Annotated in this window: 24 protein-coding genes; all 24 read left to right on the forward strand. The window is 32.8% G+C overall.

The features are described 5' to 3' along the window. Positions 1 to 25 precede the first annotated feature (25 nt). The 24 genes from CPG45_RS08830 (at position 26) to CPG45_RS08950 (ending at position 13,737) form a co-directional block, all read left to right on the forward strand. Positions 26 to 352, forward strand: a complete 327-nt coding sequence (locus CPG45_RS08830) for a hypothetical protein (RefSeq protein WP_096231565.1) — start codon at positions 26 to 28, stop codon at positions 350 to 352. 49 nt (positions 353 to 401) lie between these two features. Then, positions 402 to 680 (forward strand): hypothetical protein, encoded by a 279-nt coding sequence (locus tag CPG45_RS08835; protein ID WP_096231566.1) that lies wholly within the window; start codon positions 402 to 404, stop codon positions 678 to 680. Positions 681 to 696: 16 nt separating this feature from the next. Continuing rightward, positions 697 to 885, forward strand: coding sequence for a hypothetical protein (locus CPG45_RS08840; protein ID WP_096231567.1), 189 nt, complete (start codon positions 697 to 699; stop codon positions 883 to 885). Positions 886 to 906: 21 nt separating this feature from the next. After that, a complete protein-coding gene (locus CPG45_RS08845; protein ID WP_096231568.1) occupies positions 907 to 1,299 on the forward strand; it encodes a hypothetical protein in 393 nt (130 codons plus the stop codon). A gap of 90 nt (positions 1,300 to 1,389) precedes the next feature. Then, complete coding sequence (locus CPG45_RS08850) at positions 1,390 to 1,650, forward strand: hypothetical protein (RefSeq protein ID WP_096231569.1); 261 nt, start codon at positions 1,390 to 1,392, stop codon at positions 1,648 to 1,650. An 86-nt stretch (positions 1,651 to 1,736) separates the two neighbouring features. After that, on the forward strand, positions 1,737 to 2,030 hold the full coding sequence (locus CPG45_RS08855) for a hypothetical protein (RefSeq protein WP_096231570.1): 294 nt from the start codon (positions 1,737 to 1,739) through the stop codon (positions 2,028 to 2,030). 128 nt (positions 2,031 to 2,158) lie between these two features. Further along, positions 2,159 to 2,452, forward strand: a complete 294-nt coding sequence (locus tag CPG45_RS08860) for a hypothetical protein (RefSeq protein ID WP_096231571.1) — start codon at positions 2,159 to 2,161, stop codon at positions 2,450 to 2,452. Positions 2,453 to 2,681: 229 nt separating this feature from the next. Beyond that, on the forward strand, positions 2,682 to 3,011 hold the full coding sequence (locus tag CPG45_RS08865) for a hypothetical protein (protein ID WP_096231572.1): 330 nt from the start codon (positions 2,682 to 2,684) through the stop codon (positions 3,009 to 3,011). A 610-nt stretch (positions 3,012 to 3,621) separates the two neighbouring features. Then, complete coding sequence (locus tag CPG45_RS08870) at positions 3,622 to 3,837, forward strand: hypothetical protein (protein WP_096231573.1); 216 nt, start codon at positions 3,622 to 3,624, stop codon at positions 3,835 to 3,837. 34 nt (positions 3,838 to 3,871) lie between these two features. Then, positions 3,872 to 4,333 (forward strand): hypothetical protein, encoded by a 462-nt coding sequence (locus CPG45_RS08875; protein ID WP_096231574.1) that lies wholly within the window; start codon positions 3,872 to 3,874, stop codon positions 4,331 to 4,333. Positions 4,334 to 4,465: 132 nt separating this feature from the next. Beyond that, positions 4,466 to 5,311 (forward strand): ArdC family protein, encoded by an 846-nt coding sequence (locus CPG45_RS08880; protein ID WP_096231575.1) that lies wholly within the window; start codon positions 4,466 to 4,468, stop codon positions 5,309 to 5,311. Then, the gene (locus CPG45_RS08885; protein ID WP_096231576.1) at positions 5,311 to 5,508 is read left to right on the forward strand and encodes a hypothetical protein; all 198 of its coding nucleotides are present in this window, start codon (positions 5,311 to 5,313) and stop codon (positions 5,506 to 5,508) included. The genes CPG45_RS08880 and CPG45_RS08885 overlap by 1 nt, the downstream gene beginning before the upstream one ends. Beyond that, a complete protein-coding gene (locus tag CPG45_RS08890; protein WP_096231577.1) occupies positions 5,508 to 5,942 on the forward strand; it encodes a hypothetical protein in 435 nt (144 codons plus the stop codon). Before CPG45_RS08885 ends, CPG45_RS08890 begins: the two co-directional genes overlap by 1 nt. Then, positions 5,942 to 6,169, forward strand: coding sequence for a hypothetical protein (locus CPG45_RS08895; RefSeq protein ID WP_096231578.1), 228 nt, complete (start codon positions 5,942 to 5,944; stop codon positions 6,167 to 6,169). Before CPG45_RS08890 ends, CPG45_RS08895 begins: the two co-directional genes overlap by 1 nt. 73 nt (positions 6,170 to 6,242) lie before the next feature. Further along, positions 6,243 to 6,476 (forward strand): hypothetical protein, encoded by a 234-nt coding sequence (locus CPG45_RS08900; protein ID WP_096231579.1) that lies wholly within the window; start codon positions 6,243 to 6,245, stop codon positions 6,474 to 6,476. After that, positions 6,473 to 7,459 (forward strand): DUF6094 domain-containing protein, encoded by a 987-nt coding sequence (locus CPG45_RS08905; protein WP_096231580.1) that lies wholly within the window; start codon positions 6,473 to 6,475, stop codon positions 7,457 to 7,459. Before CPG45_RS08900 ends, CPG45_RS08905 begins: the two co-directional genes overlap by 4 nt. A 14-nt stretch (positions 7,460 to 7,473) precedes the next feature. Beyond that, positions 7,474 to 10,059: a DEAD/DEAH box helicase family protein gene (locus tag CPG45_RS08910; RefSeq protein WP_096231581.1), complete on the forward strand. Its 2,586-nt coding sequence runs from the start codon at positions 7,474 to 7,476 to the stop codon at positions 10,057 to 10,059. 391 nt (positions 10,060 to 10,450) lie between these two features. Further along, positions 10,451 to 10,657, forward strand: coding sequence for a hypothetical protein (locus CPG45_RS08915; protein WP_096231582.1), 207 nt, complete (start codon positions 10,451 to 10,453; stop codon positions 10,655 to 10,657). A gap of 19 nt (positions 10,658 to 10,676) precedes the next feature. Continuing rightward, positions 10,677 to 10,898: a hypothetical protein gene (locus CPG45_RS08920; RefSeq protein ID WP_096231583.1), complete on the forward strand. Its 222-nt coding sequence runs from the start codon at positions 10,677 to 10,679 to the stop codon at positions 10,896 to 10,898. Further along, positions 10,895 to 11,068: a hypothetical protein gene (locus CPG45_RS16850; protein WP_157732373.1), complete on the forward strand. Its 174-nt coding sequence runs from the start codon at positions 10,895 to 10,897 to the stop codon at positions 11,066 to 11,068. Before CPG45_RS08920 ends, CPG45_RS16850 begins: the two co-directional genes overlap by 4 nt. Positions 11,069 to 11,166: 98 nt before the next feature. Beyond that, positions 11,167 to 11,619 (forward strand): hypothetical protein, encoded by a 453-nt coding sequence (locus tag CPG45_RS08925; RefSeq protein WP_096231584.1) that lies wholly within the window; start codon positions 11,167 to 11,169, stop codon positions 11,617 to 11,619. 85 nt (positions 11,620 to 11,704) lie between these two features. Then, positions 11,705 to 12,295: a hypothetical protein gene (locus tag CPG45_RS08930; protein WP_096231585.1), complete on the forward strand. Its 591-nt coding sequence runs from the start codon at positions 11,705 to 11,707 to the stop codon at positions 12,293 to 12,295. 492 nt (positions 12,296 to 12,787) lie between these two features. Continuing rightward, on the forward strand, positions 12,788 to 13,243 hold the full coding sequence (locus CPG45_RS08945) for a YopX family phage-derived protein (RefSeq protein ID WP_096231588.1): 456 nt from the start codon (positions 12,788 to 12,790) through the stop codon (positions 13,241 to 13,243). After that, positions 13,240 to 13,737, forward strand: a complete 498-nt coding sequence (locus CPG45_RS08950) for a hypothetical protein (RefSeq protein WP_096231589.1) — start codon at positions 13,240 to 13,242, stop codon at positions 13,735 to 13,737. The genes CPG45_RS08945 and CPG45_RS08950 overlap by 4 nt, the downstream gene beginning before the upstream one ends. The last annotated feature ends 443 nt before the right edge of the window (positions 13,738 to 14,180 follow it).

Consider the following 14,180-nt stretch of genomic DNA (forward strand, 5'->3'; position numbering starts at 1 on the left):
ATAAATTTTAAGGAGGAATTTTTATATGTATATAGTCAGAACTTATCTTTCTGAAACTCTTCCAAAACAATATTCAAAAATAGAAGAAATTGTACAAGACTTTCAATTTTTAGAAAAGCCTACTAAAGAAGGCTTTTATCGTGATATTTTCACCAATGATTTGATTGAAGTCAAAAAAGATAAACAAATAAAAATAATACACCATATGTTTATAACTAAAATAAATTGCAGTAGTTTAAAAGCTGTTTATCAAGCTTTTCAACTACGAGAAAAGCCTAACAAGGAAGGTTTTTACAGAGACCTTGAAGGCAACCTTATTGAAATTATAAAGGAGGAAATGCAGGAAACCTAAAATCCTGCACTTTTTTTAAAAAAAATAAATTTAAAGGAGGAATTTTTTTATGAGTACAAAACCGAAAATTAAGTACGACGCTATATGTCCTGCTTGCGGTTCACTTCACGCCTGCAAAGATTGGGCTTATATCGGTGGTAAAGGACGTATAAGAGCCATTTACTGCCATGACTGTGATTCTGTTACGACATTGGACGAGCTTAAAGAAAGATATAAAAAGAGCAAGATACGCAGTTATATAGAAATTGCTGCGTATCAGATGCTTGAAGATATGCTGACTGTAGAAGAATTTAGACGCATTATCAGAACAAACAAGAAAGCCATCTAAAAAAAGGAGGATTTTTATGAAAAAAATAATTGTTGAAGTTGAGAGAGGTCTCGTGACAAATATTTATGCCAATTTCAAGGATGTAAAAGTCCTTGTTTTAGATCATGACACAGATTTGTCCGATCCTGATGGAATATTATCACTCGAAGAATTACAGCATTTTAAGGGAAAAGACAAATTTGTTTCTGTTGATTTTGTTTCATAAATTAGTAAAGGAGGAAAATTCATGACACAGTTAGAACAAGTCCAAAACAAACTTGCTTATGCCTATTCTATGCCTTATCAAAAAATATTACAATACAAAAATAAAATCAGGCAGTTAGAAAAGCAGGAGTTGCTGCTTTTTATGCCTGAATGGAATACTGATAAAGCCTTTGAGTACCTATCAACGTACCTACAAAGGCTTTCTAAAAAATATCAAGGACAGAATGTTCAGGCTATTGCATGGACTTCTGGCAATAATAAAAAACTTTCAAATTTGCATGACAAGGCTATGGCAAAAGTGGATCGAGCATTTCATGAACATGATCGTAACATGTTTTTTATGGGCTTGATTGAGTTTGACGAGATCATAGAAAAAATTATAGAAGCCTACAATCAGGCTCAAAAAGCATCATAAAAAAATATATAAAGATGAAAAAGGCACGTAAAAGTCTTTAATAAGGCTTAATACGTGTCTTTAATATTGTGAAGGAAAGGAGAAAAATAAATGAAAAATAATTTAGAAAAAATAAAAGAAGAATTGCAAAATATTTGTCCTGCTAAACGTGACTACACATATCCAATTTTTAGCAACAGTTGGTCTGGCTGGAAAATTTATTCATTAGGTCCAAAAATAATTGCTAAAGGCGTTTACAAGGGACTAATTGGAAGAACCCTTATTTATAAAAATAATAAGTGGTGTGAAACAAATTCATTTTCAACAGGTTCATTAGGAACTCCTGATGATACTATCAATTATGAACCATAAATAAAAACGAAGGAGAAAAGGCACGTAAAAGTCTTTACCAAGGCTTAATACGTGCCTTTAATATTGTGAAGGAAAGGAGAAAAAAGATGTTAATGGAATTGTGGGGCTGTGATGTTTGGATTGTTTTTTCAGATCATGCTTTCAAAAGAGTTGATGACAGAAACATTGTAATGGAATTAATACCTGATAGCATCAAAAGTGTTGAAGAAGAACTAGGAGATGTTAAAATTAACAACGATTTTGTTATTATCAATACTTTTGCAAACATAACAATAGTAGGTACTTTTGAAAAACAAAATAAAATTGTAATAAAAACAATTGTCGATAAAGGCGATAACTTTATTCCAAAAGAAAATGACATAATTATAAAAATATCTTGACAAATCTATTAATAATGCTAAAATATAATTAAGTAAATAGAGGGTATGCATTGGGTCGAAAAAGTGCATACCCTTTTTATGTTTTATGCACTCTTTCGATAATACAAAAAAGAAAGAGAGTGTTGTCTATGAAATTAATACTTGATCCAGAAGTAAAAGATTTTTTAAAGAAAAATAAATTAATAACAAAACAAGATTTAATTAATAAAATGTATGAACTTTTTTCTGAATATCCTGAAACTTATACATTCATAAGTGCTGAAATTGTTAAAAATAATAAAACTTTTTTTGTAGATTATGGTACATCTATTAACCATAAAGATATAGATTGTGTGTATATAAGAGAAAAAATAGATGATAATAGAACCATTAAAGAAATATGTTTAGAAAAAGCTAAAAAGCAAAACAAACAGCCAGTATAATTCTATACTGGCATTTTTTTATTTGACAAAACACAAAAATATTATATCATAACTTATGAAGGCTTTGGCAATGCCAATGTAATGCGGATAGAATTTGGCTTCGCAAATAAGTTCAATGACGATTCAGACACATTCTTAATTATATTCATCATCACAGGTGGTATAATACTTCGGACAGAGGTATTATACCATCTTTTATTATGTCCGAAGTTAGAAAGGATGATATATTATGAGAAAAGTTGATATTATTTTTATGCATGACGATATTGAGATGGATTTTATAAAAGCAGGTTTTAAGTTTATGTCTGAAAAAACATATCTGAACAAAAGTATTCCTTATGATTTTGTTAACAGACATGAACAAGTTGCTTACAGAGACGGCAAAAAGCATATATTAACGTGGGATATTATATCTAACAGCAAAGAAGAACTTAAGGCTGTATTAGTGGATATACAGATATTTGTATTTGATAACGGACAGTGGAAAACTTATTATGAAAGTAAGTTGACTATAAAAGAGATTCTCCAACGTAGAGCCAAAGAAAAAGAACAGATATAGAGGATTTATCAAAATCCTCAAAAAATCTAACAAAGACTTTATATAGACTGCAAAAATTTATATACATATCAAAAATATTTATGTTTCAGGTTAAAAACAAACGATTACATATATATAAAAAATATAAATATAAATGGCAAAATATAATATAATAACATCTCTAGAGAAATTTTTTTCGACTCTTTTTTGCTTGTCATTGCAGGCTTAACCGCCTGCTTATTTTTTGCTTTCTAAAAAATATTTCCTTGACAAAATAATTTTTTTGAACATATAATAAGTTAGATTTCAAGGTTAACCTATCGTAAAAAGTACGATCCTCTATATATTCCGTTCCACTCTCGTTGCGGAGGAGGAAATCGAAAGAGTGGTTGATAGTGTACTTGAACGGTATGATACCCACTGCCGTAATATTAGGTATCGGCATGTTAAGACATGCTATATTTGGAGGAGAGCATAAATGTGTACCTGTCTGACCTGATGTTTTGGTACACAGTGATAAAAGGTGAAATACTAGTCTAGAAAGAAAGGTATGCGTACATACTTCCAGAATTTCACAGGTATGCGCATACCTTTTTATATTAAAAAAAAAAGGAAGAAGGAAGGTGCTAATTTGAAAGCAGATAAAACAAGATTAGGCTTACCGATTCATTATTATAATATCTCTCAAAATAGATATATATGGTTTACTTTTGAGAGTAGCTTACCTATTTGGTGGGTTCCAAGATTAGAACGATATTCATATGGAATTAGGGTAGGTTTTTTGATATTTGCAGTTGGATTTGGAATAGTAAATGAAAGTGTAATTGATTTTCTAATCGATGTTTAAAAAATACTTAAAAATCAATGAAAGGAGAATTTTTATGCATGGTTTAATTTATCAGTTAAATGACAAAATTATTGAAAGCGATGATTTTTTGACAGAAGAAGAATTATATGACGGCTTTGTAGGTGAAGTAGCCGATTATGTTAATGGTGACATTGACAGAAATGCAGCAATTAACGAACTTGTCATTTCGTTAACACCTTATGGCATAATTTACGACCCTACAGAACAATCAATTACTTTTAGACAAGGCTTTAAAGAAGCATTTTTCAAAGAGCGTTATACAAATTTAAAAAAGTACGTTTCAAAACTTACTTTAGAAGAATTTTCAGGCAGTACAGATACATTTCCTCTATATTGCATCAAAAAAACTATAGAGGACAAATATGGCACGTATATCTATTTTGATAATGTCTATATAACGCTGGATGAGTTTGTACGAAACATGGAAGAAGAAAAAAAATACTACTTTGGTTCAGCAATAGACTACCATTTTTAAAGCAAGGGAAGAACTTTTCTTTATGCGTTAAATAAACATAAATAGTCTGTAATCAAGGCACGTATCTAAAATGAGAAAAGTTTTAGATACGTGCCTTTTTTATTTTTAAAAATCAAAAGGAGGAATTAGATTATGAATAAAGTCTATCAGTACGTGACAGAACGTATCATCAAAAAAATGGAACAAGGCGAAATACCGTGGAAAAAAGGCTGGATGAACACACCAGCCTTAAATTATGTAACAAGGAAACCGTATAAAGGCATAAACAAATTGCTTTTGGACGGCGGAGAATATCTTACGTTTAATCAAGTCCAGCAACTAAAAGGTAAAATCAAAAAAGGCGCAAAGGCTGAAATAGTTGTCTTTTACACGACCTATACAAAAACAGAAAAAATCACAAACACAGAAACAGGACAGGAAGAGGAAAAAGAAATCACAATACCAGTTCTTAAATACTATAACGTCTTTAACTTAAAAAACGTTGAAGGTATACCGTCTAAACTTAAAAAGATCGAACATGAACCTATTAAGGAAGCTGAACAGGTTATATCAGGCTACAAACAATGTCCTGAAATAGTCCATGAAAATCCTGATAAAGCCTGCTATTTTCCACTTAAAGACATCATAAATGTACCTGAAAAAGGCTTTTTTAAGGATATTAACGAATATTATTCAACACTTTTCCATGAAATGATCCATTCAACAGGACATGAAACAAGACTTAAAAGGTTTAGCAACAGTCCTGATGAGCACATGTTCGGCAGTGACAGCTATTCTAAAGAGGAACTTGTCGCAGAGCTTGGTGCTGCTATGCTTTGCGAACATGTTGGTATTTTGAACAGGATTATTGACAATTCTGCTGCATACCTGCAAAGCTGGATTAAGGTTTTAAAAGATGACATGACATTAATCGTGCACGCATCAGGCAAGGCACAGAAGGCTGTTGACTATATATTAGGCGTAAAGGAGGAAGAATGATGGAAGAAAAAACGTACGAGTATTGTCCGTGGTGTGGAACAAAATCAGAAATCTCTTCAAACAAGCCTACACCTTGTCCTAATTGCGGTCATATTCTAAATCCTTGTTCAACCTGCTATGACCATTTGGATGGTTATAAGGAATGTGACTGGACTGAAGAAAAAGGATGTTGGAGATTTCCAAAGGAGGAATTGTAATGGCAGTCAGCATAGGAAATTTAGATAAAATGCAAAAAGGCGTAATATATGGTTGCGATGTGTATGATGGCGTATATGATTATGCCATTGTCACAGAAGACAACCTGTTAATATATTTTAACAATTTGGCGGATGGTACATCTATTATAGACTTAGGTACAGGCGAGGAATTGTTTAGATTAGACCATCCACGTTGGTTTAAAAAAATAGTCAGACATTATTTGTCTGAAAAAGAGTTCCGTTCATTGACAACTGGTAGAAAGAGTAGACTTAAAGGCATAATCTACTTGGACTGGGATAATTTTTTAGACTGGGATCACTGCAACTTTGGTGAAGGATACGGAATTAGTTACAGTGATCCTAAAAGTGCGTCAAAACTTTTCAAAAGGTTGCAAAGCACATTTTTACAAAAAAGTAAAAAGGAGGAATTATAATGGCAAAAATAAATTTTGATAAGGAAATTTATGAAGGCTGGACTGTCAGAGATTTAATAGAGGTACTAGAACCACAATTAGACCTTATACAGTCAGGCAGAAGCTTTATAGAACCTATAAAAACAAAAGAAGAACTTAAAAAGTGGTGCAAAGACAATCAACCAGGCTACAAAAAGTACGTGCCTGACGTTGTCAACTACTTTGCACAAAAATACAACATAAAATAACCATCAAAAGGTGCAACTAAAGCTATTAAGACTTTGGCTGCACCTTTATGTTTTTTATAAAGGAGGATATGAAATGTACTGTTTTCTGTGGTGCAACGGAGAAATTCATAAAATCGGAGTCAAAAACAGACAACTTATATTTTCAGATCATACGCAGGAAGAATTAGAAACAGAAGTGGCTTTAAGCGCACTTAATGATGGTCAGTTTCAATGCAAGTGTGCGGAAATATATACATTGTGGCAAAAAGGACAAATAAAAAAGCTGCCAAAGTTTCTACAAAAAATGTTAAAGGAGGAATTAAAATGAGAATTGAAGGAAAATATAAGATGGGCTATTATCCTACGCCCAATAGTATAGTAGATCGCATTAAGTCTTTTTTAGATTTTCCAACGCAATATAACGTCCTTGATCCATGCTGCGGTGAAGGTGATGCAATAAGTAATTTAATAGACAATAACGGACGCACTTATGGCGTGGAACTGGACTATCAAAGATATAGCAAAGCCTGTGAAAAACTTACACGTACTTTATATGGCGGATATGAAGAAATGATAACACAAAACAATGCCTTTTCTGTACTTTTTCTAAATCCGCCATATGATACTGACGAAAATGGTGAAAGAAAAGAATTAATTTTTCTTAAAAAGACAATAAAGTACCTGACGACAGGCGGTATACTGGTTTATATAATTCCGCAGTATATTATATCTATCGTGGCAAAGCTTTTGAGTTATGCTTTTGCTGACATAAAAATATACCGCTTTACTAATGAAGAATACAAAGCATATAAGCAGGTTGTAATATTCGGCATCAAAAAAAAAGACAGAAAAGTCATTGCAAATGATATCGAAAAGCTCTTAAAGGCAGAAAAATCAGGTACAGATTTAGAAGAAATTCCACTTTTATCCGAACCTGTCTATAAAGTTCCTGTAACACTTCCTCAAAAGTACTTTAATAATGGATATGTTGACAGAGAGTATCTGGAGAAAAAACTTTCAGAATCAAATTTATTGTCTAATATTAAGAAACAATTAGAAACATTAGAGGAACAGGAAGAAAAACATCCGCCATTGCCACTGCACATGGCACATATAGGTCTATTGTTGGCAACAGGCAGTCTTAATGGTGAGATGAACGGACATGTTGTAAAAGGCATAGTTAAAAAAAGCGAAAAAAAAATTATCGAGGAAGATGAGGAAACAGGTGAACAAACAACCAAAACTACAGAGGAATTAAGCGTCAGCATTAAAATACTGACAAAATTTGGCGAGATAAAGGAATTAATTTAAGGAGGAATTTTGAGATGTATAATTTAAGTGTTTATGATAGCGAAAAAAAGGCGTATGTTTCTGCATACGCCGATTTTTATTCATACGATCCAAAACAGCTTAATTTTATTAGCTTTGCAGGCTTTGACAGTGCTGTGCAAAGCATTAAAGCTGCTATATGGAAACGCAAAACAATAAACCTTAATTATGGCTATTATTATCCAAATGGAGAATACAGAACATTTTCAGAAAAAATTGACGAATATACACATACAGTAATGATCTCTGAAGATGCCTTTAATGTACAAACTGAAAGACCACTTATCATTATATGGAACAACGATAAAACACAAGCAGTTATGAAAGTCTTGCAGGAAAAATTCAGTGTGCCATTGTTGGACAGGTGGGCAGACTGGCTTGTAAAACAACTTATAAATCAGAATTATCTGTTATATCAATATGTATATGGCATTGATATAGATGTATATAGACTTGATATAACAGAAGATGAACTGACAAAAATAGTTTTGAACGGACTTGATTGCGGAAATATAACAATTAATGGTGATCTTGACTTTGACGTATATAACATAACAATGGCAGACTATCTAAAAAAATATTCAAATGTATTCTCTCAAAAAATAGAGGAAACTTACAAGCCTTTATACGATCCTCTTAAGCCTAAAAATAATGTACTTATAAAGACTTTAAAAACAAAACCTTTCAAGGCACAAGAGGACGTTATAATGGCGTCAGTCGAAACACTAAAAAAGAAAAACAGCATTGTTGTTGTAGGTGAAATGGGAACTGGCAAGACAGCATTGATAGGACCGCCAATACCATATATCCATGCTGATGGCAAGCCTTATAACGCACTTGTCATGTGTCCTGGTCACCTTGTCAACAAGTGGAAAAGGCAAATAGAAGCGACAGTACCTGATGCAGATGCAGTGATAATGGAAAGCTGGAAAGACATTTTTAAAATACCGAAAACAAAGAACAAAATAAGGTACTATATAATATCAAAAGATAAAGCAAAACTCGGATATGCCGAAAAACCTGCTATAGTAAAACATCTAAACGGACATATATCTTGTCCTGTATGCGGGAAAAAATTTGTAGACAAAGATGATATTCCACTGACAGAAGATTATTTCAAGTCGCATACGACAAAAAACGATAAATGCCCGTACTGCAAAACAAAACTATGGCAGGCAGATAAAGACAGCTTCCGCAGGTATCCTGTAGCTGAATATATAAAGCGTCACATGAAAGGTTTTTTTGACTATTTCATCGCTGACGAAGTACACGAACTTAAAGGCGGAGATACAGCGCAAGGCAACAGTTTTGGCACTCTGTCAGGTTCATGCAAAAAGACAATAGCACTAACTGGAACATTGCTTGGAGGTTATCCAACAGATGTATTTTATCTTCTATACAGGCTTAATCCAAAAGCAATGTTAAGAGACGGTATAAGCTATAATGACACAACTCTTTTTGTAGAACGCTATGGTGCAATAGAAACAATAATAAAAGAAAAAGACAGCGAATACAACAGAACATCAAAAGGCAAACAAAAAAGTACCAGAAAGCGTATGTTGCCTGTTATTTCACCATTGATTTTCTCAAAATTCCTGCTTGACCAGTGCGTATTTCTTCAGTTGTCAGACTTGCAACAAAGCTTGCCAAAGTACACTGAAGAAGTACAAATTATAGAACCTGATGAAGAACTTAAAGAAGCATATAACGATCTGGCAAACGAACTGAAAAATGCAATTTTCAATGCAGATAAAAACATGCTGTCAACGTACTTAATGACACTTTTAAGGTATCCTGACAGTCCTTTTAACAACGAACCTATACCTGTAACAGACTATTATCAAATTGTTCCAAAAGACCTGCCTGAAGATTTTATTTATAACAAAGAGCAACACCTTTTAAATTATGTTTTAGATGAAACCAATAAAGGCAGGAACGTGTTTATATATGCACAATTCACAGGACAAAAAGACGTCACAAAACGTCTAGAAAATCTATTAAATGGTATAGGCGTAAAAACATGCACGCTTAAAACCTCGGTAAAGCAAGAAAAGCGTGAAGAATGGCTTAACGAAAAAATCAAGGACGGATACAGATGCATTATTTCCAACTTTGAGCTTGTCAAAACAGGACTTGATCTTCTGGACTTTCCTACAATAATTTTCTATGAAACAGGCTACAACACGTTCACTTTAAGACAAGCAAGTAAGAGATCATGGCGAATCGGACAGACAAAACCTGTTAAAGTCGTATTCATGGTCTATAAAGATACGTTGCAATACAATGCGCTTGCCTTAATGGGCAATAAACTCGAAGCTGCAATGAACATTGAAGGAAAGTTTTCAGAAGAAGGCTTGCGAGCTTTATCCAATACAAGCAACATCATGGTTGAGCTTGCAAAAAGTCTTGTAAATGGACTTGACGAGAACATCAGCATAGAAAAGATTTGGCAGTCTCAAAGCGATAATGTCATTGACCTATCAACATTCTTCAAAAGTGTCAAAGTCAATTATTCTAAAAAGAAAAAATCTCAAATAGTCGAGCAGCTTTGTTTTGATTTTGACGCTTTACAGCAGGCATAATAAGCCTGCTTTTTTATTTTTTCCTTGACATTTAAAGATTTTTGAGCTTATAATGAATTAGAATTTCAAGGCAACCTAGCATAAAAAGTACGATCCTCCATATTATCCGTACCACTCTCACTGCGGAGGAGGAAATCGAAAGAGTGGTTGCTAGCGAACTTGACGGTATGATACCCACTGCCGTAATAATTAGGTATCTGTGCATATTTTAAAGACATGCTATATTTTGGAGGAAGGCATAAATGTGTACCACTGCCTGACCTGATGTTTTGGTACACAGTGATTTAAAAGGTGGATATTGTTCAGAAAGAAAGGTATGCGTGTATACTTCCAGAATTTTCAAGGTATGCGCATACCTTTTTATATTTTTTAAAAGAAAGGAGAATTTTTTATGAGTAACAATTACGTAATTGTCTTAATCAAACCAAATGGTTATCTTATTGAAGTAGGCATTGACAATCAAACTTATAATAAGTGGACAGACAGCAAACAGACAAACAGCGTAGATTTTGCTGATATACCTGAAATTAGCAATAATTTAAACAATGCTATCAAGAACCTTGGCATAGTTGCTTCCGATATTACAAAAATATTATAAAAAAGAAAGGAGAATTTTTATGTTAACAAAAGCTTATGTAAATGATAAAATAGAAGAAGAAATTGAGATGGAGGCGATAAGATTGAAAAAGAAAAAGAAAAAAGCTTCCAAGAAGTTTAAGTCAAAAATAGAAATTGAAAAAAACACTCCGATAATACGTTATTCAAAATTAGGCTTGCCGATAATAAGCGATAGCCATGAAATTTTTGAACGTGTATTAAAGGATGATTGGACTTTATGAAAAAACTTACACATAAAAATAATTTTAAAGACAACAATAAAAGGATTAAAAATAATAAACATAAAAACAAGCCAACTCCTATAATTCAATATTCAGAATTAGGTTTACCTGTTATAAGCAGCAGAATTAAAACTCTCCGACAAATGTACGAAGAAGATAAATGGAGTTAATGCGAAATTCAGCGTTAAATCAATGCATATTCAAAACTAAAATAAGGTTTTTGAATATGCCTTTTTTTAATTTTTAAAAAATAAAGGAGGATTTTATTATGCTACTTGAAAAATGTGTAAAAAGAATAAATAAAATCTTTAAGATAGAAAACAAAGAAAATGATAATATTGATTTAAAACTTGCTAATGCAATTTTTACAAATGTTAGCAAAAAGGAAATAGAAAAGGCTTTAGATGAACTAGCATATATATCTCCTGCTATTGAGAATTACCTTTGGTATCCTGAAGAAAATGATTTAAATTGGACTGGCTGGAAAGTCTATAAAGCTAAATTTAACAAAAGAAATTTTTTGTTCGCCGAAGGTACGTATAAAAATCATTATGGGAAATATCTGTTTTTTATTGATGGCAAATGGAGACAAAGATGGTATGCTAACTATCCATATTTAGAGGTATACAAAGGAATTTGGACAATAGATTTTGGTAAAGTTGGAGGACGTTTAAAAGTAAAAAATATAGCTACAGTTAATATGACATATGCTAATATATAAACGTCAATTAAGGCATATTCAAAACTAAAGTAAGGTTTTTGGATATGCCTTTTAAAATTTTAAAAAGAAAAAAGGAGGATTTTTTATGAGAACAGTAACAGTTAATATTTATAAGATTGACGAACTTTCAAGAAAGGCACAAAGGAGAGCTTATGAGCATTGGCTGGAAAAAGCAGAATATCCGTGGCATGACGACAATGTAAAGACGTTAAGAAAATTTGAAGAGATATTTCCAGTAAAAATTCATGAATTTGAGTATGGCGGAAGTTATAATTATATTCGTTTTTTGTTTACTGAACGTAGAGACATAAAAAATCTTTCAGGCATAAGGCTATTAAAATATTTGTATAATAATTATTTTGACTATATTTCAAGCAAAAAAATTTTTTATGGAAAATCAAAAAAAAGGAAATCAAAAATTATTTATAGCTTTGATTATGCATTAACTGGATATTATACGGACGAAGCAATTCTTGGACCAATATATAAATTTTTGATAAAGCCTGAAAATATAACTTTTTATGCCTTGCTCAAACGTTGTTTAGACGCATGGCTTGATGCTTGCGAAAAAGATTATGAAAGCTATTTTAGCTTTGAAAGCTTTTTAGATGATGCAACTCTCAATAGATATGAATATTTAGAAAATGGAGATGAGTTTAATGTGGCCATACTCTAAAAATCAAGAAGAAAAGTTTGCAAAAATTTTTGAGGACGTAAGACAAAAACCTTATTCCTGCTTCTTTAATACTCTATACAGGCATGGATACATTCACGTCGGTAAAGATCATCTGCAAAAATATGTAAGCATACTTAAGAAGTATGCCATGCCTTTTAAAATTGAGCATGAGAACAGTTTTTGGTATGTCCTCAAAATTGTAAAGGAGTGATAATGTGCTACTTGAAAAGTACGCTAAAAAGTACGATAAGCAATATAGAAAGTTGTTGCGGTACGTCAATTGTACCGCAGTTTCTTTCGATCTTGGAAACGGACTTTGTTGCATTGTTTCACCTTGTGCAAAACAGCCAGGGCGTTATCAATGCACATTTTTTGACGAACAAGGTCCTTTAAGTGACATTATAAGAGACCGTAAGGAGGACATTTTTAGGGAGATTGTCTTGTATGATAAAACGAAGTTGATTGATATGATTGAGTGAAGGAGGAATTAAAATGCGAGAGATAAAGTTTAGAGTGTGGAGTAAAAAAGAAAAAAAGATGTATTACGGCGATAGACAACATGAACCTAATATGATTGGATTTGACGGAAAAATATTTGCAACAGGTTCAACTGGTGTTATGTGTAACTATGGCTGTAGTGCAGATTATATAAATTGGTGTAATCCAGAAGAAGATTATGAATTAATGGAATACACAGGCTTTAAAGACAAATATGGGAAGGAAGTTTTTGAAGGAGATATATTGCGCTGCAAAATATGGAATCCTATGTCATGCCAACGTGATTGTGTATTAGAAGTGATAGTTGTATGGAATCAATCTGTTGGCAGTTGGAAATTCCAAGATATAAGACATAATTTTGCCGATCTCTCATGGATTTTTATAGATGGCGTTAAAATAATTGGCAATATTTACGAAAATCCTGAACTTTTAAAGGAGGAATTGAAATGAAGAAATATAGAGTAAATTATTATTTAGGTAACAAAGAATGGACGGAAACAATGTCGGAAGGACAATTAAGAAACTTCGAAAAAAGGCTTGAAAATGGTGCTGAAGAAAAGATTATATCAGTTACAGAAATTCACGAACTGCCTTCAGACTTACTTCAAGCATTTCAAGACTTCAAAAAAGCTGCATATAGGTTTGCTGAAATGCTTGAAAAATACGATTCAAATAATAATACTCACGACTTGTACGCTACTAAATATCCGTTCGTCAAGTCTTTTTCTGATGTTGCAGACGATATAAATGACTGGTATGAAGCAGTCATCAATCAAGAAACTACAACGTCACGAAATTTCAAGGAACTTCAAGGCGAAATATTAAATGCCTGTCCAGGTTATCCAGCAGTAATCAAACTAAATAATAGTAAAGTCCTGACTACAAGTCCTGTCAGGTACATTTATAGCATCGTGCGCTGCGTTTGCGCGATAATCTTGCCCTGATAAGGTAAGAAAAACGCCAACATGTCAGAAATGACATGATAACTAGCTCATCAAAATCAGAGGTGAAATTCCTCTGCCACACAGAGTTAACGCTAATGAGGCAAATCAAAGCCGAAACGGTGTGCGTGTTGAGACTCCTGCTGGCAACAGTGTGTCGCTACACACTATTGTCAGAAGCCAGGTAAAGTCGTAACCTGAAAACCTAAACCTTACATCATGTAAGGCATGGATAATAATGGTGCGGACATCCGTGACCTATGGAGACGCAAGAAAGGTATGATTAAAGCTCCGACAAAATGTGCCATGGAAACGTGGAAACGATGGAAGCTTTGTATAATGTTGATACTTCATTATACAAGTACAAGCATGAAATAGCCTGTAAGAGCCAATGAATAACTGTAACTCAAACATTGGTGTGAGCTTCCCGGAGTAAAGTACCCTCC

Origin of the sequence: Thermoanaerobacterium sp. RBIITD (assembly GCF_900205865.1) — a bacterium.
GTDB lineage: Bacteria > Bacillota > Thermoanaerobacteria > Thermoanaerobacterales > Thermoanaerobacteraceae > Thermoanaerobacterium.